Below are 25,668 nucleotides of genomic sequence, written 5' to 3' on the forward strand. Positions count from 1 at the left end.
GTTCAAAACATGAAAGCCATTGTCATGACCCAACCGGGTGGCTGCGAAGTCATCAAATACGTTGACCTTCCAACACCCGTACTAGGTGAGGGCCAGGCACTCGTTGCGGTGGCCGCAGCAGGCGTCAACTTCATGGACATCGGTGCCAGGCAGGGCACTCTCTGGCACGACATGCCCTGCCCCAGGCTCCTCGGGGTGGAAGGCGCCGGCCGGGTACTCGCAGTGGGTGAAGGGGTCGAGGGCCTCTCGACCGGACAACGCGTCGCCTGGGTGTACGCCCCCGGCAGCTATGCCGAGCAGATCGTCATCAGCGCATCCGCTCTGGTGCCGGTGCCCGACGACATCGATGACCGCACCGCCGCTGCCGTAATGATGCAAGGGCTGACGGCCAGCCACTTCGCGACCGACTTCTACCCTGTTCAACCCGGTGACATTGCGTTGGTTCACGCCGCGGCGGGCGGCCTGGGGCTGCTGCTGACGCAAATGATCAAGCTCAGGGGAGGACAGGTCATTGGGCGCGTCTCTTCCGCTGACAAGATCGCGGTTGCCAGGCAAGCGGGAGCGGACCATGTGATCGTGGATTCGCAAGGGAACTTCGCTGAAGAGGTGCTGCGCCTTACCGACGGCGAAGGCGTCCATGTGGTCTATGACGGCTCCGGCCCGAAGACCTTTCAGGGTTCGCTCGATTCGCTGCGGATATCAGGCACGTTCTGCTGGTACGGCCCGGTACTGGGCGCGCCGGCACCGTTGGACATCATGAGCCTGCCCAAGAGTATCAAGATCGGTTACGCGGCCTTCATGCACCATGTTCGGACTCCGCAACTGCTGCGCTCCCGAGCAGCCAGACTCTTCGAGCTGATTTCGACCGGCAAACTCAATGTCCGGATCGGCGCAGAGTATCCCTTGGCGCAAGCGGCAAACGCTCACGCCGATATGGAAAGCAGAAACACGACAGGCAAATTGTTGTTGATTCCGTCGCGGCTGGACGACTGAGTACGGGCTATCGAGGCATTTCCATTGGTAAACCACCCAGACGCCATCTCGGCCCCTCAAAATATTTGAACCGCTTCGGAACGCGCTCGCCTAAAGATCAGCGTGTGGATAATCCCACAGGCACTGTGTCAATACCGGCACACTCCGAGAGGTGGTCAACGTGGCTAAAGACGAGAAGAAAAGCAAAGGCGAGTCTTCAAAAGCCAGCAAGGAATTGAAAGACAAAAAATCATCACCGACCAAGAAAGCAGCCGCGGCATCGGCTCTTTCCAAATCTTCCGAAAAGAAAGACAAGAAAAAAGATGCCGAACCCAAGAAGTCTGCAAAAAAAGCTGATAGCAAGCCAGAAAAGGCCAAGAAATCAGAAAAAGCAGACAAGCCGGCGAAAAAGAAAAAGTGACCTCTGCTGTCTGCCAGGGCTTTACGCCCTGGCAGCATCATGCGGTCGATGCAACAGATTGGCTGACTCGTTCAGCGGACGTTTCGAAGTCTGGTGTTTTTCCAAGGCCGCCATTTGGCTGCCTTGCCGAACGTGCACACGGCCACCGCCCCCAGCACCGTGGTCAGCACGGCCAGGAGCAGAATCACCCGTTGCGCCCCCAGCGGTGCGGCCAGCAGCGCCACCAGCAAGCCGGCCAGGGGTTGCGACAGGTTGTTGAGCAAGGTGATCACGCCAACGGTCTTGCCAAAATCCCGGGGCGCGATCACCCGCTGGCGGATGCTGCGCATGTAGACGTTGAACATCTTGTCGAAGCCGACGATCAACAGGAAACCCGCCACATAAGCGCCCATGTTCGGGCTCAGCGCACAGATGAACGCGCCGGCGGCGATCATCGGATAGGCGACGCCACCCAGTACCCGCAGGGGCAGCACCACCCGGGCGAGGAAGAACAAAATCATGATGGTGATCACCGCACCGGCGGCCTGCAGCCCGGCGTAGACGTCCTTGGAGGCGCTGAACTGACCGATCACCATCGCCGCCGAGGTGGCCAGGGTGACCCCGACGATCAGGTTGACGCCCACGGCCAGAATGATGATCTTTTTCAGTTCCGGTAGTTCACGAATATGCCCGAAGGCAATGCGCAGGGGCTGCAACCAGATGTCCCGATGCTGCTCGAACACCTCCAGGGTGATACGACTGAAGCGTTGCCACACCCGCATGGCCAGGTCCGCGAGCAGAAACAGCCCCGCGATCCACAGCACCACCCAATGCCAGGCCCAGACCTCCAGCAGGAGTGCCGCTGCCAGTGGCCCGAGGACCAACCCGGTCTGGTCGGCGATCTGTGAGTACGACAAGGTCCTGGTGTAGCTGTAGTGCTGGAAGATGTGCGGCATCAGCACTTCCCGGGCCATGATGCCCTGGGTGGTCAGCACCCCGCACAGCGCCGAGAGCGCCACCAGCCAGGCGATACCGCCGAAGAGAACGTACAGCGCCACCGCCAGCCCACAGAGAAGTGCCCGGTAAACCTGGCTGATGTGCAGAATCCGGATGGGCGAGAACTTGTCGCACAAGGCTCCGCACACCGGAAATGCAAGAAAGCGCGGCAACGATTCGACGAAAAATGCCAGCCCGGCCCAGGACGCACTGCTGGTGGTCTGAAACACCACCAGCGGCACAATGAACAGCAGGATCTGATCGGCCAGCCTGGACAGAAACAGCGAAATGAAAAAAGCCAGGTAATCCTTGCGCATGGTGACTTCCTGTCGATAAGCGGGTCGCGTCGAATGCAATCGGGCCAATTTCAGGAATGACGCACCCTGGCCATCAGGCGTTGCGAGACATCCCTGCGGCCCTTCTATGATTCAACCGGGGGCCGGGCAGGCAATGATGCCTTCATTCGAGCATGGCAGACCTCAAGTATTTCATCGGCCAGCGCAGAATCATCCGGACACGCCCGCGACAACATGATCGCACCGACAGCCTGGGCCAGTATTTCCATCATCTTCTTTCTACCCTCTCCCGGCGGCGCATCGGGTCCCGACGGGTACTTGTCCCCCAGTGTTTGCAACGTGCGCTCTATGCCTTCGGCGAACGTCGCCTTCAGGTGATCGGACTGGCGCGCCGCGTCGCCGCACAAGGCCGCCATCGTGCAGCCGCTGCCACGGCCGTCGCGGTGTTCCCTCGACACGTAGGCGTCGATGAACGCCTGGACATCAATCGCTTCGGCACCGGCCAGCGACCGGGAAAGGCTGCCGGCACACGCCTCGACCATCAGGTCAGCCTTCGAACCGAAGTGCTTGTAGAAACCTCCATGGGTGAATCCCGCAGCCGCCATAAGATCCGCCACGCCTATGCCGTCAAAACCTTGCTCACGAAACACCGTTGAGGCCGTTTCGACGATGTGTTCCCGATTGGCCTGGGCCTGAGCTTTGCTAACTCTCACGTGCATCACCTCGTGTGTGCTCAAAATCCTGGGTCAATGATACATAGATGTCGATCATAATCATATTCGTTGACAGTTTAGATTTCGATCATCATCCTAATGACAAGCGGCCTGACTCCCAACACCGCTTCTCAACCGGTATGGCCGATCAAGCGCCGCGTTTTCGCGCTCAACCCCTATCACTGTTCCCGAGCAAGAGATAACCCCATGAACAACCGTCCTACCGTTCTCATCACTGGCGCTTCCACCGGCATCGGCGCGGTATATGCCGAGCGTTTCGCCCAACGCGGGCACGATCTGGTCCTGGTGGCGCGCGACCATGTTCGCCTGCAGACACTGGCCACGAAGTTGCGTAGCGAACACAGCGTCGCTATCGATGTGCTTCAAGCGGACTTGACCCAACTCAGCGATCTGGTGAAGGTCGAAGCGCGCCTGCGTGACGACGCCAGCATCGGCATCCTGGTCAATAACGCGGGCGCCGCGCAGTCGGGCACGTTCATCGAACAAAGCACTGACAGCGTCGCGCACCTGGTCGCCCTCAACACGACGGCGCTGGTCCGCCTGGCCAGTGCTGTCGCACCACGCCTGGCCAAAGCGGGCAACGGCGCCATTATCAACATCGGCTCGGTCGTCGGCCTGGCGCCGGAGTTCGGCATGTCGGTCTACGGCGCGACCAAGGCGTTCGTGCTGTTCCTTTCCCAAGGCCTCAGCCTGGAGCTTTCACCCCAGGGCGTTTATGTGCAGGCCGTGCTGCCCGCAGCCACCCGCACGGAAATCTGGGACCGTGCCGGTATCGACATCAATACCCTGAACGAGATCATGGAAGTGGGGGATCTGGTCAATGCCGCCCTGGTGGGCTTCGACCGTCGCGAGCCGGTGACCATTCCGCCCCTGCAGGAAGCCGAACGCTGGGACGTTCTGCAAACCGCGCGTCAGGGCCTGCTGTCGCAGCTCAAGCAGTCCGTTGTTGCACAACGCTACCAAACCAAGTCGTGACGCTTTCACTCTGCGCGCAGTAACGATGCCGACGCGGAGGTTGACGCCAAGGCGCAGGCGTTTCTCGACGCTTGGCAGCCTTGGCGCCCCGACAGCACTAAGCTGTCGGGGCCCTGCCCCGGTTTCTTCATTCCCACTGACTCGAGCACCCGAACCATGAAGGCATTTTTTATCGACCACTACGGCAAGCAGAACGGGACGATTGGCGAAGTGCCTGACCCGGCGGTCGGTGCCCATGACGTCCTGGTCCAGGTGCACGCCACCAGCGTGAACCCATTGGATTCGAAGATCAGAACGGGTGAGTTCAAACTGATCCTGCCCTACTCCTTTCCCTTGGTTCTGGGCAATGACCTGGCGGGCGTCGTGGTGCGCACGGGCTCGGCGGTGAAACGATTCAAGCCCGGCGACGAAGTCTATGCGCGCCCTCCCGAGGACCGTATCGGGACCTTTGCCGAACTGATCGCCGTGAACGAAAACGCACTCGCGCTCAAACCCACCCATCTGGACATGGCCGAAGCCGCCTGCATCCCTTTGGCCGCCCTGACGGCCTGGCAAGTGCTGGTTGAGACCGCTCGGCTGAAAAAAGGCCAGAAGGTGTTGATTCACGCCGGCTCCGGCGGCGTCGGGACGCTGGCTGTCCAGCTTGCCAAACATCTCGGCGCCTATGTGGCGACCACCACCAGCACGGCGAATGTCCAGTGGATGAAAACACTCGGCGCGGATGTGGTCATCGATTACACACAGCAGCATTTCGAGCGAGAACTGCACGATTATGACGTGGTGTTGAACAGCCTCGGCAACGATGTCCTGGAGAAGTCGATCGAGGTGCTCAAGCCTGGCGGCCAGCTCATTTCCATTTCCGGCCCGCCGACCGCGCAATTCGCCCAGGAACAGGGCTTGCCCTGGTGGCTGCGAGCCGTCATGCGCCTGCTCAGCCGCCGGATTCGAAGCAAGGCACGCAAGCGCGGTGTGCGCTACACCTTTTTGTTCATGCGCGCCAATGGCGCACAGTTGCAGGAAATCACCGCGCTCATCGACGCAGGCGCCATCAAACCGGTCATCGACCGTACCTTCCCGTTTGAATCGACAGCCGATGCGTTGAGGTATGTCGAGCAGGGCAGATCAAAAGGCAAAGTGTCCATCACAATCAAGTAAGCGCCCGTGAACATGTCAGTCGATAACGTAAATGCGGCCGATCGACAGACGCCGGCACCTGAACCGCAAGAGCGCCCGGTCAACGTGCAGACACAGAAGCAGATGCAATCGGAAGTCTCGCCCCTGACGCCTCATGCCACTGCGATGCAATGCAGACTCGGGATAGTTGAACATTTATGAACGGCGCCGTGTCTCACATGGATGAACGCTCGGACAGCGTTTAAAAAACGGTTCAGGCGTCATGATCTCTCTCGGTATCACCTTCCGGCAGACCTCTCTGAATTCCAGGTTTTTGGGACGCCCCACGGGCATGGCTCAGGCCAAGAGGCACCGATGCTCCTCTCGACTTACATGATCCATTACGTTTTCGACGGGGCTGGCAAGCACTTGTGTGTAACGGCCACGCGACTCGATGACGGCGATGCGATTCGCCTGGCAATGCAGCATGCCGCTGATGGCCCAGACAACTACATTGCCCTGGGCACCCATCGGCAACTGGCTGAACGGAGCGCCGAAAAGGTAGGCGTAACGAAAGTGCGCTGGAATCTGGCGGTCTGACGACACCCGGCACCCGGCACCCGGCACCCAGAGTCGTCTGCAACATCGTGACCCTGCGCGCCTCGGTCAGCCATCGGCCTTGACTCTCCTGTCAGGGGGCAGGCTCGATCCCGCACAACCACTCCCCCATCGATTGCGTCAGGCGATCACTTTCGCATACACCGTCCGGTCCACATTCCCGCCGGAGAGGATCACCCCGACCTTTTTCCCCGCCATCGCTTCACGCTCCTGCATCAGCGCGGCCAGCGCCGCCGCGCCGGCGCCTTCGGCGAGGTTGTGGGTGTCGGTGTAATACACGCGCATGGCCTCGGCAATCTGGTCATCGTCGACAGACACAATGCGCGACGCGGCGGCGCCGTAGATATCGAACGCCTCGGGAATCGGTTTGCGCACGGCGAGGCCGTCGGCGAAGGTATTGGCCGCGGCGGTTTCACACAGGGTGCCGGACTCGAACGACAACTTGGCCGCCGCCGCTTCGGTGGACACCACGCCCACCACTCGGGTGTCCAGGCCCAATGCATCGCGGGCGGCGAGCACCGCGCAGATCCCCGAGCCGCAGCCAATCGGCACGTAGACGGTGTCCAGGTCCGGCACCGCGGTGAACAGCTCCAGCGCGTAGGTGGCCACGCCCTTGACCAGCTCGCGGTGGAACGGCGGCACCAGGTACAGGCCATGCGCCTGCGCCAGGCGTGCGGCCTCTTCGCGGGCTTCGTCGAAATCACGGCCGAACTCGACGACCTCACCGCCGAAACCGCGCATGGCATTGTTCTTTTCCACCGAATTGCCCTGGGGCACGACGATCAAGGCGCGCAAACCCGCCGCGCTGGCGGCCAGCGCCAGGCTCTGGCCATGGTTGCCACGGGTCGCGGACACGATGCCCTGCACCTGCGGATGCGCGCGCTGGAGCCAGTGCATGAAGGTAATGCCGCCGCGCACCTTGAAGGCGCCGGTCGGGGTGTGGTTTTCATGCTTGACCCACACCGTGCAGCCCAGGCGCTCGGCCAGCAACGGCCAGGCGTACTGGGCAGTGGCAGGCATGACCTGGTAGACGTGGCGAGCCGCCTGTTCGATATCGTCGCGTGTCAGTGTGGACATGAGCAGCCTCCGAAGGATTTCGCTCAGTCTAGGCGGGCGCGCCATTCGCCGGCTTTCAAAAAACTGACCTGACTTTTGTCCCCGCTCTTCACTACTATGCGGTACATGAACCCGCCAAAACGTCCATCGCCCGTCACCGAACCGGTCCGCCGTATCGAGGCAGGCCCGTGGGCGATTGAGTTGTTGCCAGGCTCGGCCTATGCGGCGCGGTACGTCGCGAGCCAGTCGGCAATTGGCTTTGCCTTCGACAGCCAGCGAGGCGTGCATGCCATCGGCAGCGATCGCGTGCAGCCCTTCGTGGCCACGCCCAACAGCCTGGCGTTCGTGCCGGCCGGTTGTGACGTGCTGTCCGAGTCCCCCCGTGGCGGCGAATACCTGCGGGTCGTGCACGCCGGGGGCCTGGCCTGCATTGGCGACCATGCCTTCAACAATCGCATTGACCCGCAGGCCATCACCCTCGCGCTGCGCATGCGCAGTGCGTTGTTGCGCGCCTCGGTGGATGACGATTGGGAAGATTGGGCACTCGCACTGGCGGACCGGGCTCAAGGACAGGAAACGTCGGTAGCACCGCTACGCGGCTCCATCACCGCCAGCCGGCTGCGCCTGCTCGACGAATTCATTGACGCCGGCCTGGGCGGCCCGCTGAGCGTGCAGGCAATGGCGCAGTTGCTGGAGCTGTCGGAAGGCTTTTTCATCCGCGCCTTCAAGCGCGCAATGGGCAAAAGCCCGCACAGCTACCTGATCGACCGGCGCCTGGCCACCGCCCGTGCCCGCCTGCTCGACTCAAGCGCCAGCCTGGCCGACATCGCCCTCGCCTGCGGCTTCAACTCCCAGGCGCACATGGCCACAGTGTTCAGGCAGCGCCTGGGCGTCAGTCCGGTGCAATTGCGCCAGGCGTCGAGAATCAGATAGCCGCAAACCCCTCGACGCGGTCAGGCCAGGGCGACAGCACCTGAAAACCTTCATCGGTCACCGCGACCATGTGTTCCCACTGGGCCGACAGCGAATTGTCCCGGGTGACCACGGTCCAGCCGTCGGCCAGGCTGCGCACATGGCGCTTGCCGGCGTTGAGCATCGGTTCGATGGTGAAGATCATCCCGGTTTTCAACTTCAGGCCCTGACCCGGATAGCCGTAATGCAGGATCTGCGGCTCATCGTGATAGACCTTGCCGATCCCGTGGCCGCAGTACTCGCGCACCACACTGAAGCCGGCGTTTTCGGCATGCGCCTGAATGGCATGACCGATGTCGCCGAGCGTGGCACCGGGGCGCACCACACGAATGCCGGCGCACAGCGCATCATAGGTAGTCTTGACCAGACGGCGTGCCTCAGGCTCAGGTTCGCCAACGAAATACATGCGGCTGGTGTCGCCATACCAACCGTCCTTTTTCACCGCGATGTCGATGTTGACGATGTCGCCATCCTTCAGCTCGGTGGCCGATGGCAGGCCATGGCAGACCACCTGGTTGACGGAGGTGAGGATGGTTTTCGGGTAGCCGAGATAACCGACATTGCCGGGAATGGCCTTCTGCACGTTGACGATGTAGTCGTGGCACAGGCGATCGAGTTCGTCGGTGGTGACCCCGGCTTTCACATGGGGTGCAATCATCGCCAGCACTTCGGCCGCGAGCATGCCCGCCGTGCGTGAACTGGCGATTTCAGCCGGGGTGTTGATGCGCACATTCGCCCTCATTGGCGGGCTCCCCCGGCGGTCTTGACCTCAGGGTCCGGCGCACTCTCAGCCAAGCCGCATAGCTGCTTCAGCGCCAGGCCGCCCTCCAGCTCTGCACGCACCAGCAAGCGACAAATGTCGGCGTGGTCGAGGTTGGGGTGCAGTTCGGCGAGCATGCCGATGCGCATCCAGTGCTCGGCCTGGGCGTTGATCGAGCGACTCAGCGCGTTGCTGGCAACGCGCAGGTGCTCATGCAGTGCTTCGGAGATTTTGACGATACCCATCGGCTTCACTATATGAAATGTATATGTTTCATATCTTATGTGAACCCAGCGGAAATTCAAACCCTGGCGACGCAACACCTCATTCGGCCGTCGCCTTGGCCAGGATCGCCTGCAGCAGCACGTCCGCCCCGGCCGTCGACCAATGCGGGTGAATGTGCTCGGCTTCGTTATGGCTCAGACCGTCGACGCAGGGCACGAAGATCATCGCCGTCGGGGCCACGCGGTTGAGGTAACAGGCATCATGCCCGGCCCCGGAAATCATCGGTCGATGGCTATAGCCCAAGGCGGCGCTGGCCACCCGCACCGCTTCGACGCAATCCGCATCGAAGGCAATCGGGGCGTACTGGAAAATCTGTTTGACGCTGTGTTGCAAACCGATGTGCCCGGCGATGCGCTGCACCGCCTCGCGCAGTTGTTCATCCTGGCGGGCCAGTACGGCTTCATCGGGGTGACGGAATTCGACACTGAAGAACACCCGGCCCGGCACGACGTTGCGCGAGTTCGGGAAGATGTTGGCCATGCCGACCGTGGCCCGGCCTTCCGCGCCCTGCTCAAGTCCCAACTGATTGACCGCTTCCACCACGCGGGCGAAACCGAGCAAGGCGTCGAGGCGATGGTCCATCGGCGTGGTGCCGGCGTGAGCGCTGCGACCGATCAGTTCGACCTCGTACCAGCGCTGACCCTGGGCACCGGTAACGACGCCGATGGTCAGGTCCTGAGCCTCCAGAATCGGCCCCTGCTCGATGTGCAGTTCAAACGCGGCGTGGATCGCCTGGCCACCCACCGGGTGCGCACCGGCATAACCGATCTGCTCCAGCGCCTGGCCGATGGTCACGCCCTTGGCATCAGTGCGCGAAAGGCCATATTCGAGGTCAAACACCCCGGCATACACCCCCGAAGCGATCATCGCCGGGGCAAAGCGCGAGCCTTCCTCGTTGGTCCAGTTGATCACTTCGATCGGTCGCTCGGTCTCGATCCCCAGATCGTTCAGGGTGCGCAGCACTTCCAGCCCGGCCAGTACGCCATAGATACCGTCGAACTTGCCGCCCGACGGCTGGGAATCGCCGTGGGACCCGGTCACCACCGGCGCCAACGCGTTGTTGCGCCCGGCCCTGCGGGCGAAAATATTGCCCATGGCATCGACCCGAATCGTGCAGCCGGCCGCTTCGGCCCAGGCCACGAACAGGTCGCGTCCGCGCCGGTCCTCGTCGCTCAATGCCAGTCGCGACACACCACCGTTGGCGGTGGCGCCGATCTGCGCCATGTCCATCAGCGAATCCCACAGGCGTTCGCCATTGACCCTCGCCAGCGTACTCATGAGCGTGGCTCCCCGTTCTTGGCCGCTGACTTGGCGCGGTAGCGGAAATCGCAACGCGGGGCGCCGCCCATGATGGTTTGAGTGCGGGTCAATTCAATGTCCGGGTTGTAGCCGACGATGAACAACTCGTCGCGGTTGCACGAGAGCAAATGGCCGATTTCGCCCAGGCCCATCTCGTGGTACATCTCGGCGTAGCGGCAGCGCTTGACGTCATAGTCATAGCGCTCGGCATCGCTGGCGATGATCTCGACCTTCAGCGCGTCGTCCTGCTCCCACAGCACTTGCAGTTCGACGAAGCTTTTCAGGTCGGCGCCCTGTTCCTCCAGCGCGGCAAAGTGCTTGCCGGCCTTGATCGCCGCATTGCCGACCGCTTCGCCGATCACTGCCGCCGCATGTTGCTGGCCGTGCTCGCGCACCAGGATGTCGTAGATCGGCTTGATGATTTCCGCTTCGATCCGCCGACGGGCGAGGATGCCCAGTTCACCTTCGAGTTTGCTCATTGTGTGCCTCCATCAGCTCCACGGGGGCGGGCGAACCGAAGTCCGCCCGCCGATTGACTCTTGTTATTTCGCGCCACCGGCGACGCTCACCGGCACCCATTGATTGGCCTTGACCTGATACACGGTGAAGGTCGGATTGCGCAGGTTGCCCTGGGCATCGAAGGCGATGGTCCCGGTCACGCCCGGATAGCTGATCGCGCGCAGCACCGGCAGGTATTTCTGCGGGTCGGTCGAATCGGCTTTTTCGAGGGCCGCGACCAGCACGCCGACGCCGTCGTAGGCGAACGGTGCATGCAGTTCGATCGGTGCTTTGAAGCGTTGCTGGTAGGCCTGGTCGAACGCCTGGCCGCCGGGCATTTGCGCGACGGCGAGCCCCGGTTCCAGAGCGATCACGCCCTCGCCTTCGTTTTGCGCCAGTTGCAGGAACGTCTGGCTGACAAAGCCGCCCGCGCCCATCAACGGCGCCTTGATCCCCAACTGCTTGATGCGACGGGCCAGCGGCGCGGCCTGGGCGTCAACGCCACCGAAGAAAATCAGGTCCGGATTCTGGCTGCGGATGTTGGTCAGCACCGCGCTGAAATCGATGGTCTTGTCGTCGACGTATTCCCGGGACACCACCTTGGCTCCGCCCGCCTCGATCGACTTGACGAACTGGTCGGCCAGCCCCTGACCGAACGCGGTACGGTCATCGATCACCGCGATGCGTTTGGCCTTGAGGGTGTTCAGGGCGTAGTCGCCGGCCACTTGGCCGCCGTCATCGTCGTGGCCCATGATCCGGAAACTGGTATCGAAACCCTGCAGCGTGTAGGCATGGCCCGTAGCGACCGGCGCCACCTGGGCGATGCCGGCGTCGTGGTAAACCCGCGCCGCCGGAATGCTGGTGCCGGTGTTCCAGTGACCGACCACGCCGACCACACCGGCGTCCACCAGACGCTGGGCCACCGATACGGCGGTGCGCGGATCGGACTGGTCATCCTCGGAAACGAGCTTGAACGTCACCGCTTCACCGTTGATTTTCGGGTGCTGGGCGTTGGCCCGGTCGATGGCCAGTTGCGCGCCGTTTTCCAGGTCCTTGCCGATTCGCGCCGAGGGTCCGGTCAGCGGTCCGGCCAGGCCGATCAGCACTTGCTGGTCGGCCTGGGCCACGGCACTGGCGAGGCTGCCAAGTGCCAGGCCGAGCAGTGCAACGCGTTTGAAGGGGGCAGAAGTTTTCATCGGTATTTCCTGTTTCTCTCAGGCTTCGTGGCCTGTAGGGCTGGTCGAAACACGCCGGACGTCCGGTGGCGTCAGTGGTTGAATCATTCGCCCAGGTAGGCTTCGCGTACCTTGGGGTCGTCGAGCAGGACCGGCGAGTCACCGCTGAGGCTGATGCGTCCGGTGTCCATCACGTAGCCGCGGTCCGTCACTTGCAGCGCCAGGCGAGCGTTCTGCTCCACCAGCAACAGCGTCATGCCCTGGCGGCAGACGTCATCGATCACCTGGAACAGCTTCTCGACCATGATCGGCGCCAGGCCCATCGACGGTTCGTCGAGCACCAGCAGGCGTGGGCGGGACAACAGGGCCCGGGCCAGGGCGAGCATTTGTTGCTCGCCACCGGAGAGCAGCCCGGCGGATTGCTGCAAGCGTTCCTCCAGGCGTGGAAAGTGCTCGAACAGCTGGCGGATTTCGAGGTTGACCTGTTGCCGGTCGCGGCGCAGAAACGCCCCGGCGTGAAGATTTTCCAGCACGCTCATGCGGGCAAAGATGCCGCGCCCTTCCGGGACCAGGGCGATGCCCGCACGCAACCGTTCGTGAGCCGGCAACCCGAGCATCGAGCGGCCGTCGAAACGGATCTGCCCCGCCGCCACCGGCAACAATCCCGTCAGCGCCTTGAGGCTGGAGCTCTTGCCAGCGCCATTGGCACCGATCAGCGTGACCCGTTCGCCTTCGGCGACGTGCAGGTCCACGGACTTGACCGCCTCGATGGCGCCGTAGCGCACCTTGAGGCCTTCGATACGCAACAGGGGTTCAGACATTGGCGCTGGCTCCCAGGTAGGCTTGAATGACCGCCGGGTGCCGGCGCATGTCGGCGGGCGCGCCCTGGGCGATCACCTGGCCGTAATCCAGCACGCTGATGCGGTCGCACACCCCCATCACCAGTTTCACGTCGTGCTCGATCAGCAACAGGCTGTGGCCATCGGCGCGGATCTTTTCCAGCAACCCGCGCAATTGCACTTTCTCGCTGGCGTTCATGCCGGCTGCGGGTTCGTCGAGGGCCAGCAGCAAGGGTTCGGTGGCCAGGGCGCGGGCGATTTCCAGGCGGCGCTGATGGCCGTAGGACAAGCTGTCGGCGCGGTAGTCGGCGACGCCGTCGAGGCCCACGTAACGCAACCACCGATGGGCCTGCTCGCGGGTCTGCGCTTCTTCTTCGCGGGCCCGGCGATGGCGGCTCAGTGCGGCCCACAAACCGTTGCGGGTGCGCACGTGGCGGCCGACCATGACGTTCTCCAGCACGCTCATGCCATTGAACAGGCGGATGTTCTGGAAAGTCCGGGCGATGCCGGCCTGGGCCACTTCGTGGACCGAGGTCGGCCGGTAGGCCTGGCCATTGAGGTGAAAGCGCCCGGCGTCAGCGCTGTAGAGCCCGGTCATCACGTTGAAGAAGGTGGTCTTGCCGGCGCCATTCGGGCCGATCAAGCCGTAGATTTCCCCAGGCTGGATGCTCAGGCTTACGTCGTTCAGCGCAGCGACCCCGCCAAAACGCTTGCTGACCTGCTCGATCTGCAACAGCGGCGTGCTCATCGGGCACCTCCATGGCGCGCCGGCCACAACCCGGCGGGTCGGTAGAGCATCACCAGAATCAGGGCCAGGCCATAAAACAACTGGCGGATGATTTCCGGGTCCAGCAGCACCTGGCCGAACAGCGCTTGTTGCAAAGGGCCCATGGTCGCCCGCAGGGCTTCGGGCAGTGCCGCCAGCAACACACAACCGAGGATCACCCCGGGCACGTGGCCCATGCCGCCCAGCACCACCATGGCCAGCACCGCGATGGATTCATTGAGGGTGAAGGACTCCGGCGAGACAAAGCCCTGGAACGAGGCGAACAACGCGCCACTGAGGCCGCCGAACGCCGCGCCGATGGCAAAGGCCAGCAGCTTCAGGCGCCGGGTGTTGACGCCCATGGCCTGCGCCGCATCCTCGTCTTCGCGAATCGCCATCCAGGCCCGGCCGATGCGCGAATCCTGCAGACGCAGGCAGGCGAACAGGATCAACAGCACCAGCGCGGCGAACAGGTAGTAATACAGGTACACCGACGGCAGGCGCAGGCCGAAAATCTCCTGGGTGCGCGCCAGGTTCAGCCCCAAGAGGTTGACCGGGTCCACCGAGGAAATGCCCTTGGGGCCATTGGTGAGGTTCACCGGGCGGTCGAGGTTGCGCAGCAGGATGCGGATGATTTCACCGAAGCCGAGGGTGACGATGGCCAGGTAATCGCCGCGCAAGCGCAGGGTCGGGGCTCCCAACACCACGCCGCAGCCGGCTGCCAGCAAGGCCGCCAACGGCAGGATCAACCAGATCGAGGTGTGCAGGCCCTCGGGTAACAGCGCCGCCAGGGCTGGGAACTGCAATAACAGATGCGGCGAGGACAGCAGCGCCGCCAGGTAGGCGCCGACCGCGTAAAAGGCGATGAACCCCATGTCCAGCAGACCGGCATAACCGACCACGATGTTCAGGCCCAGGGCGAGCATGATGTACAGCAGGGCGAAATCCAGGGTGCGCACCCACGTGTTGCCACCAGCGTGGCCAACCACCCAGGGCGCCAGCAGCAACGCCAGGGTGAACAGCAGCAGGCCGAGATGGGCACGTTTACTGGAAGGGGTCGAGACTGCAATGGAATGAGTCATGCGCGAGTCGCCAGTCGTTCGCCAAGGATCCCCGAAGGCCGGAACACCAGCACCGCGATCAACACGATGAAGGCGAACACGTCCTGGTAGTTGCTGCCGAACACGCCACCGGTGGCCGCCCCCAGATAGCCGGTGCCCAGGGCCTCGATCAGCCCCAGCAACAGGCCCCCGAGCATCGCGCCCTTGAGGTTGCCAATGCCCCCCAGCACCGCAGCGGTGAACGCCTTGATCCCCGGCAGGAAGCCCATGTAGAAATGCGCGCTGCCGTAGTTGCTGGCCATGAGGATGCCGGCGAGCGCAGCCAGGGCCCCGCCGATGGCGAAGGTCAGGACAATGATGCGATTGGGGTTGATGCCCATCAGACTGGCGACTTGCGGGTTCTCGGCGACTGCACGCATCGCCCGGCCGAACCGCGTGCGCTCCACCAGCAGCACCAGGCCCAGCATCACCGCCACGGCCACGGCGATGGTGGTCAGCGCGGTCAGATGGGTGATGGCGGCGTGGCCGGAATCGCTGGCGAGCAGTTCAATCGGTTCCAGCGGCAGCAGTTGCGGGAACATCTGCGGGTTGCGCGTCCACAACAGCATCGCGACGGTCTGCAACAGCAGCGAAACGCCGATGCCGCTGATCAGCGGGGCCAGGCGTGGCGCATTGCGCAAGCGGCGATAGGCCACGCGCTCGATCAGCATCGCCAACAGCGCGCAGAACGCCATGGCGACCAGCGCGGCCAGGCCCAGCACCAGCACACTTGGCAGCTGCGGCCAGATCGCCTGCACCACGCGGATCACCGACAGTCCCACCAGCGCGCCGATCATCAGCACATCACCGTGGGCGAAGTTGATGATCCGCAGAATGCCGTAGACCATGGTGTAGCCCAGCGCGACCAAGGCGTAGAGACTGCCCGACACCAAGCCGTTGAGCAGTTGCTGGATCAAGACATCCATCGAAAAACCGTTACCCCGTACACAAGGCCGGCTGCAAAACGCACCGGCAAACCCTCAAGAACGCGGCACACTAAGTTTTTATTCTATTTTTATCAAATATCAGAAAGTCATATGGTTATTCGAATCTCACAAGGTGCCATAAGCGCCATTTATTCGGCATTTATCCCGCTTTATCTGCTTGGAAGCTTAGTATTTAATTCAATACATGAATAATTTAGAACAGTTAGCCAACGACCCTCCCCTGCGTGCCGTGCGCACCTTCGAAGCCTTCGCCCGCCATGGTGGGGTGAACGCTGCCGCGCGGGAACTGGATGTCTCGCCTTCGGCGGTCAGCCATCAACTGCATTTGCTGGAAAGCTTCCTCCAGCAACCGCTGACCTTGCGCCAGGGGCGCAACCTGATCCTCACCGATGAAGGTCGTGAGTATTACCGCGCGATCCGCTCGGCTTTTGCCGTGCTGCGCAGCGCCACCGAACACGTGCGCGAAAAAAGCGCCACGCGCCAGGTCACCATCAGCCTGATCCCGCTGTTCGGCATCAATCTGTTCATTCCACACCTGGCCGAATTTCTCGGCGCCAATCCGGAGCTGGACATCAACATCACCTACGCCAACCACCGCAGCTACCCCAGCGACGCCGCCGACCTGTCGATCCGCTTCGGCACCGGGCACTGGCCGGGCTATCACAGCGAGCCGCTGATTTCCGGCGCGGTCAGCGCGTATTGCAGCCGAGGTTTTCTGCAGCAGCACGGGCCCATCGAATCGCCCGAGGCCTTGAGCCGATTGCCCCTGGTGCACGATGAAGAACGTGGCACCTGGAGCCAGTGGTTCCAGGCCGCCGGGGTGCAGCACGCCAACGCCTTGAACGGCCTGCTGCTGGAGGATGGCCAACTGGCGTTGACCGCCACGCTCACGGGCCTGGGTTGCGCCTTGTTGCGCGAGCCTCTGGTGGCGCCGCACGTGGCCAGTGGCGAACTGGTGAAGTTGTTCGAACTGGGGGTGGACGATGGCCGTCAGTACTACCTGTGCCGACGCTCCGGCAGCGAACTGTCCAGCGACGGTGCACGGCTCCACGAGTGGATTCGCCAGCGACTGATAAGCCAATGATCGGCGACCGGGCGCCCTGAACAGCGATCATGCTCAATTAATGAACAATACGTGACAGCCCACGCGCGCTCTGCTTCTCAGGATATTATCCACAGGAATACCCACTCAATCTGTGGATAGTTCCTGTTCATCGCCGGGTAAACCTATGGATGATGGCAATGCCTTCCAAAGGATGATCTAGTAACGGACTGTGTACATTTCCCTGTGTTTTACGCTGCGAGCCTCTCGCCAAGGATGAACAATGATCACCGGTTCAACGTCATCGTATGCGATGTCCACCTACTCCTCTTCCGCTGGCGTCGCGTCCGCCACTGAATCTCAGGGGCGCGTCACCCAAGGCAGGTCGCAGCCGGCCAAAACGCAAAACACCGATTCGGTCTCGCTCTCCGACACCTCGACCGACTACAGCAAATCGATCAAGGACAACGCGCCGTACTTCCCTGTCCGGCCCGGCATGAACGCCGATGCGCTGGTGCTGGGCGTCGCCAATCCCGGCGCGGTCTCCAGCTCCAAGGACAAGACGTTTTCCGAAGTGGCTGCCGATGCCCGCAAGCGCATGGACGAAAAGTATGCGCTGATGAAAGACAGCGGCACCCCCTATGCCGGCAGCGATGCAGACCGTAACGGGCTGATGGGCGACCTGGACCGGCGTTCGCTGAACGCAGTGGCCACCAACGAAGGCGGACTGTTCAGCGCCGAGGAACAGGCCTCGGCACAGGCCTTGATGCGGCAACAGGGGCGCCTTGCCACCGGCTACTACAGCGGCCCGGCGGACCAGCAGAAGAACTGGAAAGACCCGTATGCCAACGACCCTTACGGCCGGGCCAAGGCGGCGCTGGATTTCATGAACAACATGAGCCCTGAAGAAAAGGCCAAGCCCGAGTGGCTGGCGCAGCGCCTGTCGCTGGAAGCCGCGCTGAACCAGAGCCAGGGCTCGGAACTGGACCCGGACAAGAAAAAGACCGGGCATTTCCCCAACCTGGCGGAAATCCTTTCGGGCGCGGTGACGCAATCTGAAGAAGAGCAATCCAGCCAGTCACGCTTTGGCGACCCGTCCGCACAAATCCTGAAGAAGCTTGAATCGCAGGCGTCCTGATTCACCGGCCATGCAACGCGGGACGCAGGCCGGGTGACGGGGCTGCGTTCTGCGCACGCCCCCTCCCCCCAATGCTCTGTGGCATGATGCCCCTCAACGTTGTCCATTGCGGTCCAACCGATTGCAACCCGCTAACGATGAGGTCTGTTTCATGAGCAAAGCGCCCTACGTTCCGCCCAAGGTCTGGAAAAATGAAGCCCCCTCCGGCGGCCAGTTCGCCAGCATCAACCGGCCCACTGCCGGCCCTACGCATGACAAGCCCTTGCCGGTTGGCAAGCAGCCGTTGCAGCTCTATTCCCTGGCCACGCCCAATGGCGTGAAGGTCACCATCCTGCTGGAAGAGCTGCTGGCGCTCGGGCACACCGGCGCCGAATACGATGCGTGGCTGATCCGCATCGGCGAAGGCGATCAGTTCTCCAGTGGCTTCGTCGAAATCAACCCGAACTCGAAAATCCCGGCACTGCTGGACCGCAGCGTGGAGCCGCCCGTACGAGTGTTCGAGTCCGGTTCGATCCTGCTGTACCTGGCGGAAAAATTCGGCGCCTTGCTGCCAACCGATCACGCCGGCCGCACCGAAACCCTGAACTGGCTGTTCTGGCAAATGGGTTCAGCGCCCTACCTGGGCGGCGGTTTCGGACATTTCTACGCCTATGCGCCAGAGAAGTTCGAATACGCGATCAACCGCTTCACCATGGAAGCCAAGCGTCAGCTGGACGTGCTCGACCGGCGCCTGGCCGAAAGCCGTTACCTGGCCGGTGACAGCTACACCATCGCCGACATCGCGGTCTGGCCGTGGTACGGCCAACTGGTGCGGAACAACGTCTACTCGGCCGCCGAATTCCTCTCGGCCCACGAGTACACGCATGTGCAGCGCTGGGCCGAGGAAATTGCCCAGCGGCCAGCGGTCATCCGTGGCCAGCGGGTCAACCGCACCTGGGGCGACGAGGCCAGCCAGGTCGCCGAACGGCATCAGGCGCAAGACCTGGACTAAACTCTGCTGTGGGCTGCCTGACTCCCCGTGGTGCTTCTGCCTCCATCGCGAGCAGGCTCGCCCCCACGGCGAACACTGATCAACAGCGCCCCTTCAACAGCGAGGTCGCCATCAGCGCCTCCAGCCCCATCGGCTTGGAGAAGTAATAACCCTGGGCCTGTCCGGCGCCCATTTCGCGCAGCAGGACCAGGGTTTCTTCATCTTCGACACCTTCGGCTACCACGCTCAGGTCCAGGGATTCGGCCATGCGCACAATCGCCCGGACGATGGCGCGGCTGCGGGCGCTGGTGGTCAGTTCGAAGATGAACGACTTGTCGATCTTCAAGCCGCTGAAGCGGTATTGATGCACGTAGCTCAGAGACGAGAACCCGGCGCCGAAATCATCGAGCACCACCGACATGCCGTTATCGGCCAACTGCTGCATGGTCAGTCGGGCAATGGCCGGCTCGGCCACCAGCGCACCTTCGGTCAATTCCAGGCAGATCCGCGATGGCTCGACCCCGTGCTGGGCCAGCAGGGCCAGCACATCCCGGGCGAAATCCGGGCGCGTCATGCTGTAGCTGGAGCAGTTGACGTGCACCGGCGGCCAATGGGCATGCTCGGGCTGGGCAAGGATCAGCGCAATGCTGGTGAGCATGTACAGGTCCAGGCGCCCGATCAGGCGCAGCCCCTCGACATCCGGCAGGAACTCGCCAGGCGCGATCACCCGGCCGCCCGGCTGATGCCAGCGGATCAGCGCCTCGAGCGCCAGCAGTTCACCCGTGTCGACGCTGACGATCGGCTGGAAATACGGCAGCAGTTCATCGGTACGCTTGAGCGCGTTGCGCAGGGCCCCTTCCCGCTCCACCAGGTCGGAGACCTCACGGCGCACTTCCTGGTTGAACACCGCGTAGCTGTCGCGCCCGGCACTCTTGACCCGGTACATCGCCGCGTCGGCATCGCGCAACAGGTCGGCGGGTTCGAGATGGAACTGACTGTCGGCACTGACAATGCCGATACTGCAGGACGAAAACACCTCATGACCGTTGATGAAGAACGGCAGGTCGAACGCCAACAGGATCCGCTCGGCGATTTCGATCACCACCTCCAGCGGCGCCTCGGGCGCGAGCACCGAGAACTCGTCGCCGCCCAGGCGGGCGAGCATGTCAGCCTCGCGCAGGCAGCTGCGCAGCCGGTGGGCGGCCTGCATCAGCAGCAGGTCGCCGAAATGGTGCCCCAGGCTGTCGTTGACCATCTTGAAGCGGTCGAGGTCAATGAACATCACGGCCAGGTGCCCGCCGTCCCGATCGAACCGTGACCAGGCCTGGTTCAGGCGCTGTTGCAAGTAAGTGCGATTGGGCAGCCCGGTCAACGCATCGTGGGAGTTTTCGTGTTGCAGTTTGGCGTTGGCGTGATCGAGTTCGCGGGTGCGGTTCTGCACCCGGGCTTCCAATTTGAGGTTGGCGGCGTGGATGGCTTCGGCGGCGGTACGACGCGACAACGCCGTGTCGATGTGCCGCGAGACGAACGTCAGCAATTCCTGGTCGCGCTGGGTGTACCGCACCTTTGGCGTGTAGCTCTGCACCGCCAGCACGCCACGCACCACATCGCCATCGAACAGCGGAATGCCCAGCCACGAGCAAGACCGGACCGACTCGTCGATTTCGATTTCACCCTCTGCGGACAATCGGTCGGCATCGTCGGAGTCGATCAGGCACGGACGGCGCTGGCGGATCACATATTCCGTCAAGCCCCGGCGCCCGCGCCGTGGCAGCGGGCAGGTCTTCTGCCGCTCATCGACGTAGTACGGAAAGGTCACTTCCGTGGTCGCGTCATCGAACAGTGCGATGTAGAAGTTCTGGGCAAACAGCAGATCCCCGACGATGCCATGCAGGGTCTGGAAAAACTCGGCCATGTCGCCGGGCTGACTCGACAGCTCGGCAATCTGGAACAGCGCGCTCTGCAGATGTTCGGCGCGCTCGCGGTCCGCTACCTCCTGGCGCAAGGCATCGTTGACCGCCGAAAGCTCCAGGGTCCGGCGCATCACCGTCTGCTCCAGGTCCTCGCGGTGCAGGAGCCGGTCCAGCGCCATCGCCACATGCCGCGCGACCACCAGGAACAGGGCGCGGTCCTCGGCGCTGTAGGTCCGGGAAACGTCGTAGACCTGCATGGCGAGCATGCCGAACACGTCGTCGGAGGCATTTTTCAAGGGGGCGCCCATCCAGAATTCGGGACGGTCACCCACGCAGAAGAAACGCCCTTCGGCCTGGGCCGCAAGAATCCCCGCGGCATCGATCAGCAGTGGCTGGCCGGACGTCAACACCTGGCCGGTCAACGACAGGTGCGAAGGGTCGAGGTACTCGTAGTTCTCGGACTCCAGGGCGTCGACGTCGATGATGTCGACGTAGTACGGGTAGTCGATTTTATGGGTGTGCGGGTCGTACAGCGCGAGGTAGAAGTTCTCGGCGTCGATCAGGCTGGCGAGCAGTTGGTGAACCCCGACCAGAAACACCGAGCGGTCGCGGGTCGAACTGGCCAGGTAGGTGATTTCGTACAGCACCCGCTGAGTATTCTGCGCACGGGCCAGGGTGTCGGTCTGCAACTGCATGCCCAGGCGCTGGGCAAACTCGGCGAGCACCGGCGCTGCGACGTCATCGCGGGGCGCGAGCAGCCAACCCAGCTCGCTTTCGCCCCTGCCGGTCGGCCAGCGTTGCAGGCGCCAGTCCTGGCAAAAGGCTTCGAAGTCTTCATTGGCCACGCTGGACGGCCATTGCACCCGAGGGTCGCCCTGACCGACCAGGTGCATTTGTTCACCGGCACGGTAAACCACCCACGCGGTGGTGTGGCCCCAATGGCGCGCAGTCTCCAGCAAATGCCCGATCGTGTCCTGGTTGCCAGCGCCGGCCTTGCCGGCGCTACCCGAATTCCCTTCCAACGCCGAGGCTGCCACGCCGTCGTCATCGGATTGCAGAGGGGAGCCGGTCAATGGACGAAAACTCATCTGCCCTCCCTGAGCCAAAAACTGGCGATACTCACTTACCGGATGCTAGCAAAGTGCCGGTGAGCTTCTCGTTTAAAGGTTCTCGACGGTTTTTTCAATGGTTTTATTCGCTTTGCCCTCCACCAAGGGACGGACGTTAATCAATTTGTGAAATATCGCGCGAATCAGCAACTTCCAGGCCATTGCAAACGTCAACCCTTCACCGCCGCTTCAATTTTCGCGATGTCGATCCTGACCATGGTCATCATGGCCTCGAAGGCTCGTCTGGCCGCTGCAGGATCGGGGTTGATGATCGCCGCCGAGAGCACGCGCGGGGTGATCTGCCACGACAAACCCCATTTGTCCCGGCACCATCCGCAGGCGATGGCCTCACCCCCGTTGTCGACGATGGCATCCCACAGACGGTCGGTCTCCTGCTGATCGTCGGTCGCCACCTGGAACGAAAACGCACCGTTGTGCGGGGTGCCGGGCCCGCCGTTCAACCCCAGACACGGCAGCCCCATCACCGTGAACTCGACCGTCAGGACATCGCCCTGCTTGCCCGCCGGGTAGTCGCCGGGGGCGTGGTGGACGGCCTCCACCGAGCTGTCCGCAAAGGTCTTTGCGTAAAAGGTCGCGGCGTCCAGTGCGTCGCCGTCGTACCACAGGCAAATCGTGTTTTTGCTGAGCATGTCGATTCTCCAGCAATGATCTGAACCGTTCAGTCTAGCCAATCCGTGATCCAGGCAAGCGCCGGGGGACCCGACTGGCTATCGTTACCTCATACCTGGTCGAACGGGACGCGGCTCGATCGACAGGGCAACACCCGATGACCAGCGCTGCGAAAAAGGCTGCCGAACGCTTACAATCCCCCCTTTTTCAGGCAACCCAGGTAAACCAGTCAGTCTATGGCGCTCGACCCTATTACGATGTTGACCATCAGCGTCGCTCTTGCAGCGGCTGCCGCCCTGTACCTGGCGGTGGAATGGCGCAGCATCCGCGAACCCTCTCTGCTGTTCTGGAGCGCAGGGTTTGCAACGATTTGCGTGGGCTCGACCCTCGCTTTGCTGCGGGTCAGCGGGATGCTGCTGATCGGTATCTGGTTCGCCAACGGCTTGCTGGTGACGGCTCACTTCCTGTTCCTGCTGGGCGTCGCACGGTTCACCGAAGTGCGCCTGTCCCGTGGCTGGTACCTGATTTTCGCCGCCTGGCTGGCCCTGCTGTTGCTGCCGGAAGAACCGTCGTGGTCGAAGATCATGCTGGTGGCCAATTCGCTGCTGGTGGCCTTGCCGACCCTCAGGGCCAGCTTTCTCCTGCGGCCCCATGGCCGGTCATTGAGCGTGGGTGCGGTGCAGCTGCGGTTTGTGCTGTTGACCCACGGACTGTTCTACACGGCCAAGGCCATCTCGGTGGTCATTCCGGGCACGCTGATCGATCTGGCAGCCCTGCGTGGCGAGATCATCCAGATCTCGCTGGTCGAGGGCGCAATGGCGATCATGCTGATCGCCCTGTCGATGACCGGAACCGAGCGCTACCGGCGGGAAAAACGCATCGCACGACTGGCCGCGCGCGATCCGCTGACCGCCCTGTACAACCGACGCGCGCTCGAGGTGCGGGCACCGCGCCTGCTGGAGGAAGTTTCCAGCGTGCGACCCGGGGCGCTGCTGCTGATCGATATCGACAACTTCAAACTGGTCAACGACCTGTACGGCCACACGGCCGGCGACCGCTTGCTGATTTCGCTGAGCGAGATGATCCGTTCGGTGCTGCCTGAAGGCGCGCTGGCGGCCCGCTTGGGCGGTGACGAGTTCGTCATCCTGCTCAATGACGCCTCGAGCGAACGCATCGTCGGGCTGGGCAACACGCTGCGTCATCGTTTTCACCAGACGGCCACGCAGACATTCGTCACGCCGCAACCGGTCACCCTGAGCATCGGTGCCAACCTGTTCAACCAACCGCCGACCAGCCTGGCGGCCCTGATCGAACAGGGCGACGCGGCACTCTATGAATCCAAGCGTGGCGGCCGCGACAGCCTGCGCCTGGTGGACCGGACCCTGGCCAGCGGCGAACTGCAGCGCCATTGATCGTCCACCCTACTCCTCGCGTCCCTTGCCCTCCCGGTCATGCTCGTAGCGACGGCTGAGCGCAAACGGCGGCAGCCAGGCTTCGCGGCGGCTGATCCAGCTTTCGTACGTCGGGATCAGTTGATCGGGGGCGTCCAGCGAACCCAGGTTCACTTCGATTTCGTCATCGCTGCGGGAAAACACCGAAGAGCCGCAACGTGGGCAAAAAAAACGCCCGGCGTAGTCACGGGTTTCACCCTCGATCGTCACCGCCCGCTCCGGGAAAATCGCCGACGCATGAAACAGCGCCCCGTGATGTTTGCGGCAATCGAGGCAGTGGCACACACCGACCCGATAGGGGCGCCCTGCCGCCTCGATGCGGACGCTGCCGCACAGGCAACCCCCGGTGAATCGTTCCATGGCGCACCTCCTGTTGAAGTTGTGTGGTTTATCCATAGTAGCCGCCATTGGTCGTGGCAGACTTGATCTATAGACGCATCATGCCTTAATTTGAATCTATGGAATCAATTTGAGGTGTCGAACATGGCCGTTGCCCTCCAGCCATCAGCGTTTACCAAGAACCAATGCGTCACGGGCCTGCGTGCAGCGGTCGGCATCCTTGAAAAATGGCGGGCGTCCAGTGAGCAGGCCTGCCGCATCCTGCGCATTTCCCGCAGCACCTACACCCGCGCCCGTCAGCAGGACCCCGATTGGGCCGTGGCGCTGGACGCGGACCAGATGCAGCGCATCAGTTTCGTGCTCAACATCCACGCCGCCCTGCGCCTGGTGTTCGACAACCCCGAGAACGTCTACGGCTTTGTGTCGATGAACAACGACAACGAATTCTTCAATGGTCGCTCGCCACTCGAGATCATGGCGCAGGGCGACATGATCTCCCTGTATGAAACCTTCCGCCGCATCGACGTCCTGCGGGGTGCGCAATGGTGAGGCTGGACGAGCTGCCGGCCCTCCCCGACCAGCCATTGCAGGCTTACCGGCTGGTCAATTCGAAATTCCCGCCGGTGGCGTTGTTCGACGACGTGGCGGATGCCGATGCGTTCGACGTGCTGTATCAGATCCAGGAACTCACCAACCCCAGGCTGAAAAACGAGGTGGGTCGACTGGAACTGATCCGGCGCAGTGAAATTCCCTTCGGCATTCCCGGCTGCTCCTACGCGACTGCGCCCTTCACCCACGTCAACCCGGCGGGTTCGCGCTTCAGCGATGGCAGTTTTGGCGTGCTGTACCTGGCGGACACCCTGGAAACCGCACTGGCTGAAGTGAAGCATCACCAGAGCCTGTACTGGTCGAAGGTCCCACTTCTGAACTATGAGCGGTTCGTCTTTCGTGGCCTGTCCTGCTCGTTCATCCAGGCCGGGATGAAAGACGCGACCGGCATTGCCCTGACCGATCCGGTTTACGATCCCGACGACTACACCGCTGCCCGGCGTCTGGGGAAAAAGGTCAGGGAAGCCAAGTGTCCCGGGCTCCGTTACCACTCGGTGCGCAACGTCGGCAGTCATTGCTGGGCGCTGATGACACCGCGGCCGGTGGTGTCAGTGATTCAGGCGGCGCATTACGAGATGATCTGGAATGGGCAGATGACCAGCGTCAGCCAGATCAGTGAGGCTTGATGCCCCTCCCACCTCGACCGATGGGAGTCCAACCACTCAT

General features: G+C 62.6%; 27 protein-coding genes. 12 read left to right on the forward strand and 15 right to left on the reverse strand.

Features of this window, described 5'->3' with window-relative positions; all coding sequences use genetic code 11:
• The first annotated feature begins 9 nt into the window (after positions 1-9).
• On the forward strand, positions 10-993 hold the full coding sequence (locus tag IB249_RS09915) for a quinone oxidoreductase family protein (RefSeq protein WP_192304046.1): 984 nt from the start codon (positions 10-12) through the stop codon (positions 991-993).
• Between the two features lie 151 nt (positions 994-1,144).
• The gene (locus tag IB249_RS09920) at positions 1,145-1,393 is read left to right on the forward strand and encodes a hypothetical protein (protein ID WP_192304048.1); all 249 of its coding nucleotides are present in this window, start codon (positions 1,145-1,147) and stop codon (positions 1,391-1,393) included.
• A gap of 71 nt (positions 1,394-1,464) precedes the next feature.
• On the opposite strand, the gene IB249_RS09925 is transcribed toward IB249_RS09920, so the two are convergent.
• Both IB249_RS09925 and IB249_RS09930 read right to left on the reverse strand, forming a co-directional pair.
• A complete protein-coding gene (locus tag IB249_RS09925; protein ID WP_192304050.1) occupies positions 1,465-2,685 on the reverse strand; it encodes an MFS transporter in 1,221 nt (406 codons plus the stop codon).
• Between the two features lie 104 nt (positions 2,686-2,789).
• Entirely contained in the window at positions 2,790-3,377 is a 588-nt protein-coding gene (locus IB249_RS09930) for a TetR/AcrR family transcriptional regulator (RefSeq protein ID WP_192304052.1), read from the reverse strand.
• A 207-nt stretch (positions 3,378-3,584) separates the two neighbouring features.
• Between IB249_RS09930 and IB249_RS09935 the strand changes: the two genes are divergently transcribed.
• The 3 genes from IB249_RS09935 (at position 3,585) to IB249_RS09945 (ending at position 6,086) form a co-directional block, all read left to right on the forward strand.
• On the forward strand, positions 3,585-4,373 hold the full coding sequence (locus IB249_RS09935) for an SDR family NAD(P)-dependent oxidoreductase (protein ID WP_192304054.1): 789 nt from the start codon (positions 3,585-3,587) through the stop codon (positions 4,371-4,373).
• Between the two features lie 156 nt (positions 4,374-4,529).
• Positions 4,530-5,528, forward strand: a complete 999-nt coding sequence (locus tag IB249_RS09940; RefSeq protein ID WP_192304056.1) for an NADP-dependent oxidoreductase — start codon at positions 4,530-4,532, stop codon at positions 5,526-5,528.
• A gap of 333 nt (positions 5,529-5,861) precedes the next feature.
• Positions 5,862-6,086 (forward strand): DUF6555 family protein, encoded by a 225-nt coding sequence (locus tag IB249_RS09945; protein ID WP_192304058.1) that lies wholly within the window; start codon positions 5,862-5,864, stop codon positions 6,084-6,086.
• A gap of 138 nt (positions 6,087-6,224) precedes the next feature.
• On the opposite strand, the gene IB249_RS09950 is transcribed toward IB249_RS09945, so the two are convergent.
• Entirely contained in the window at positions 6,225-7,181 is a 957-nt protein-coding gene (locus IB249_RS09950) for a threonine dehydratase (protein WP_192304060.1), read from the reverse strand.
• Between the two features lie 96 nt (positions 7,182-7,277).
• Between IB249_RS09950 and IB249_RS09955 the strand changes: the two genes are divergently transcribed.
• The gene (locus IB249_RS09955) at positions 7,278-8,093 is read left to right on the forward strand and encodes a helix-turn-helix domain-containing protein (RefSeq protein ID WP_412547993.1); all 816 of its coding nucleotides are present in this window, start codon (positions 7,278-7,280) and stop codon (positions 8,091-8,093) included.
• On the opposite strand, the gene map is transcribed toward IB249_RS09955, so the two are convergent.
• The 9 genes from map to IB249_RS10000 form a co-directional block, all read right to left on the reverse strand.
• Positions 8,086-8,874: a type I methionyl aminopeptidase gene (gene map, locus IB249_RS09960; RefSeq protein ID WP_192304064.1), complete on the reverse strand. Its 789-nt coding sequence runs from the start codon at positions 8,872-8,874 to the stop codon at positions 8,086-8,088. The two genes, IB249_RS09955 and map, sit on opposite strands and share 8 nt — an antisense overlap.
• Positions 8,871-9,137, reverse strand: coding sequence for a ParD-like family protein (locus tag IB249_RS09965; protein WP_192304066.1), 267 nt, complete (start codon positions 9,135-9,137; stop codon positions 8,871-8,873). The genes map and IB249_RS09965 overlap by 4 nt, the downstream gene beginning before the upstream one ends.
• Before the next feature lie 79 nt (positions 9,138-9,216).
• Positions 9,217-10,455, reverse strand: a complete 1,239-nt coding sequence (locus IB249_RS09970) for a Zn-dependent hydrolase (RefSeq protein WP_192304068.1) — start codon at positions 10,453-10,455, stop codon at positions 9,217-9,219.
• Positions 10,452-10,955 (reverse strand): L-2-amino-thiazoline-4-carboxylic acid hydrolase, encoded by a 504-nt coding sequence (locus tag IB249_RS09975; RefSeq protein ID WP_192304070.1) that lies wholly within the window; start codon positions 10,953-10,955, stop codon positions 10,452-10,454. The genes IB249_RS09970 and IB249_RS09975 overlap by 4 nt, the downstream gene beginning before the upstream one ends.
• Before the next feature lie 63 nt (positions 10,956-11,018).
• Positions 11,019-12,170: a branched-chain amino acid ABC transporter substrate-binding protein gene (locus IB249_RS09980; protein ID WP_192304072.1), complete on the reverse strand. Its 1,152-nt coding sequence runs from the start codon at positions 12,168-12,170 to the stop codon at positions 11,019-11,021.
• 83 nt (positions 12,171-12,253) lie between these two features.
• Positions 12,254-12,970, reverse strand: coding sequence for an ABC transporter ATP-binding protein (locus IB249_RS09985; protein WP_192304074.1), 717 nt, complete (start codon positions 12,968-12,970; stop codon positions 12,254-12,256).
• Positions 12,963-13,736, reverse strand: a complete 774-nt coding sequence (locus tag IB249_RS09990; protein ID WP_192304076.1) for an ABC transporter ATP-binding protein — start codon at positions 13,734-13,736, stop codon at positions 12,963-12,965. Before IB249_RS09990 ends, IB249_RS09985 begins: the two co-directional genes overlap by 8 nt.
• On the reverse strand, positions 13,733-14,836 hold the full coding sequence (locus tag IB249_RS09995; protein ID WP_192304078.1) for a branched-chain amino acid ABC transporter permease: 1,104 nt from the start codon (positions 14,834-14,836) through the stop codon (positions 13,733-13,735). The genes IB249_RS09990 and IB249_RS09995 overlap by 4 nt, the downstream gene beginning before the upstream one ends.
• On the reverse strand, positions 14,833-15,780 hold the full coding sequence (locus tag IB249_RS10000; RefSeq protein WP_192304080.1) for a branched-chain amino acid ABC transporter permease: 948 nt from the start codon (positions 15,778-15,780) through the stop codon (positions 14,833-14,835). The genes IB249_RS09995 and IB249_RS10000 overlap by 4 nt, the downstream gene beginning before the upstream one ends.
• Before the next feature lie 205 nt (positions 15,781-15,985).
• Here IB249_RS10000 and IB249_RS10005 point away from each other — a divergent pair, with 205 nt between their 5' ends.
• The 3 genes from IB249_RS10005 to yghU all read left to right on the forward strand — a co-directional run bounded on the left by IB249_RS10005 (position 15,986) and on the right by yghU (position 18,972).
• Positions 15,986-16,885, forward strand: coding sequence for a LysR substrate-binding domain-containing protein (locus tag IB249_RS10005; RefSeq protein ID WP_192304082.1), 900 nt, complete (start codon positions 15,986-15,988; stop codon positions 16,883-16,885).
• A 241-nt stretch (positions 16,886-17,126) separates the two neighbouring features.
• Positions 17,127-17,981, forward strand: a complete 855-nt coding sequence (locus tag IB249_RS10010) for a hypothetical protein (protein ID WP_192304084.1) — start codon at positions 17,127-17,129, stop codon at positions 17,979-17,981.
• 151 nt (positions 17,982-18,132) lie between these two features.
• Positions 18,133-18,972: a glutathione-dependent disulfide-bond oxidoreductase gene (gene yghU, locus IB249_RS10015; RefSeq protein WP_192304086.1), complete on the forward strand. Its 840-nt coding sequence runs from the start codon at positions 18,133-18,135 to the stop codon at positions 18,970-18,972.
• Between the two features lie 79 nt (positions 18,973-19,051).
• Here yghU and IB249_RS10020 read toward each other — a convergent pair whose 3' ends face one another.
• Positions 19,052-21,952 (reverse strand): EAL domain-containing protein, encoded by a 2,901-nt coding sequence (locus IB249_RS10020; protein ID WP_192304088.1) that lies wholly within the window; start codon positions 21,950-21,952, stop codon positions 19,052-19,054.
• Between the two features lie 191 nt (positions 21,953-22,143).
• The gene (locus IB249_RS10025) at positions 22,144-22,623 is read right to left on the reverse strand and encodes a VOC family protein (RefSeq protein WP_192304090.1); all 480 of its coding nucleotides are present in this window, start codon (positions 22,621-22,623) and stop codon (positions 22,144-22,146) included.
• Positions 22,624-22,839: 216 nt separating this feature from the next.
• Here IB249_RS10025 and IB249_RS10030 point away from each other — a divergent pair, with 216 nt between their 5' ends.
• Positions 22,840-24,015 (forward strand): GGDEF domain-containing protein, encoded by a 1,176-nt coding sequence (locus IB249_RS10030; protein WP_192304092.1) that lies wholly within the window; start codon positions 22,840-22,842, stop codon positions 24,013-24,015.
• Between the two features lie 9 nt (positions 24,016-24,024).
• Here IB249_RS10030 and IB249_RS10035 read toward each other — a convergent pair whose 3' ends face one another.
• Positions 24,025-24,414: a GFA family protein gene (locus IB249_RS10035; RefSeq protein ID WP_192304094.1), complete on the reverse strand. Its 390-nt coding sequence runs from the start codon at positions 24,412-24,414 to the stop codon at positions 24,025-24,027.
• Positions 24,415-24,537: 123 nt separating this feature from the next.
• Here IB249_RS10035 and IB249_RS10040 point away from each other — a divergent pair, with 123 nt between their 5' ends.
• A complete protein-coding gene (locus IB249_RS10040; protein WP_192304096.1) occupies positions 24,538-24,942 on the forward strand; it encodes an antitoxin Xre-like helix-turn-helix domain-containing protein in 405 nt (134 codons plus the stop codon).
• Entirely contained in the window at positions 24,936-25,628 is a 693-nt protein-coding gene (locus IB249_RS10045; protein ID WP_192304097.1) for an RES family NAD+ phosphorylase, read from the forward strand. Before IB249_RS10040 ends, IB249_RS10045 begins: the two co-directional genes overlap by 7 nt.
• Positions 25,629-25,668: the final 40 nt, after the last annotated feature.

The organism is Pseudomonas sp. PDM04 (assembly GCF_014851765.1).
Taxonomy (GTDB): domain Bacteria; phylum Pseudomonadota; class Gammaproteobacteria; order Pseudomonadales; family Pseudomonadaceae; genus Aquipseudomonas.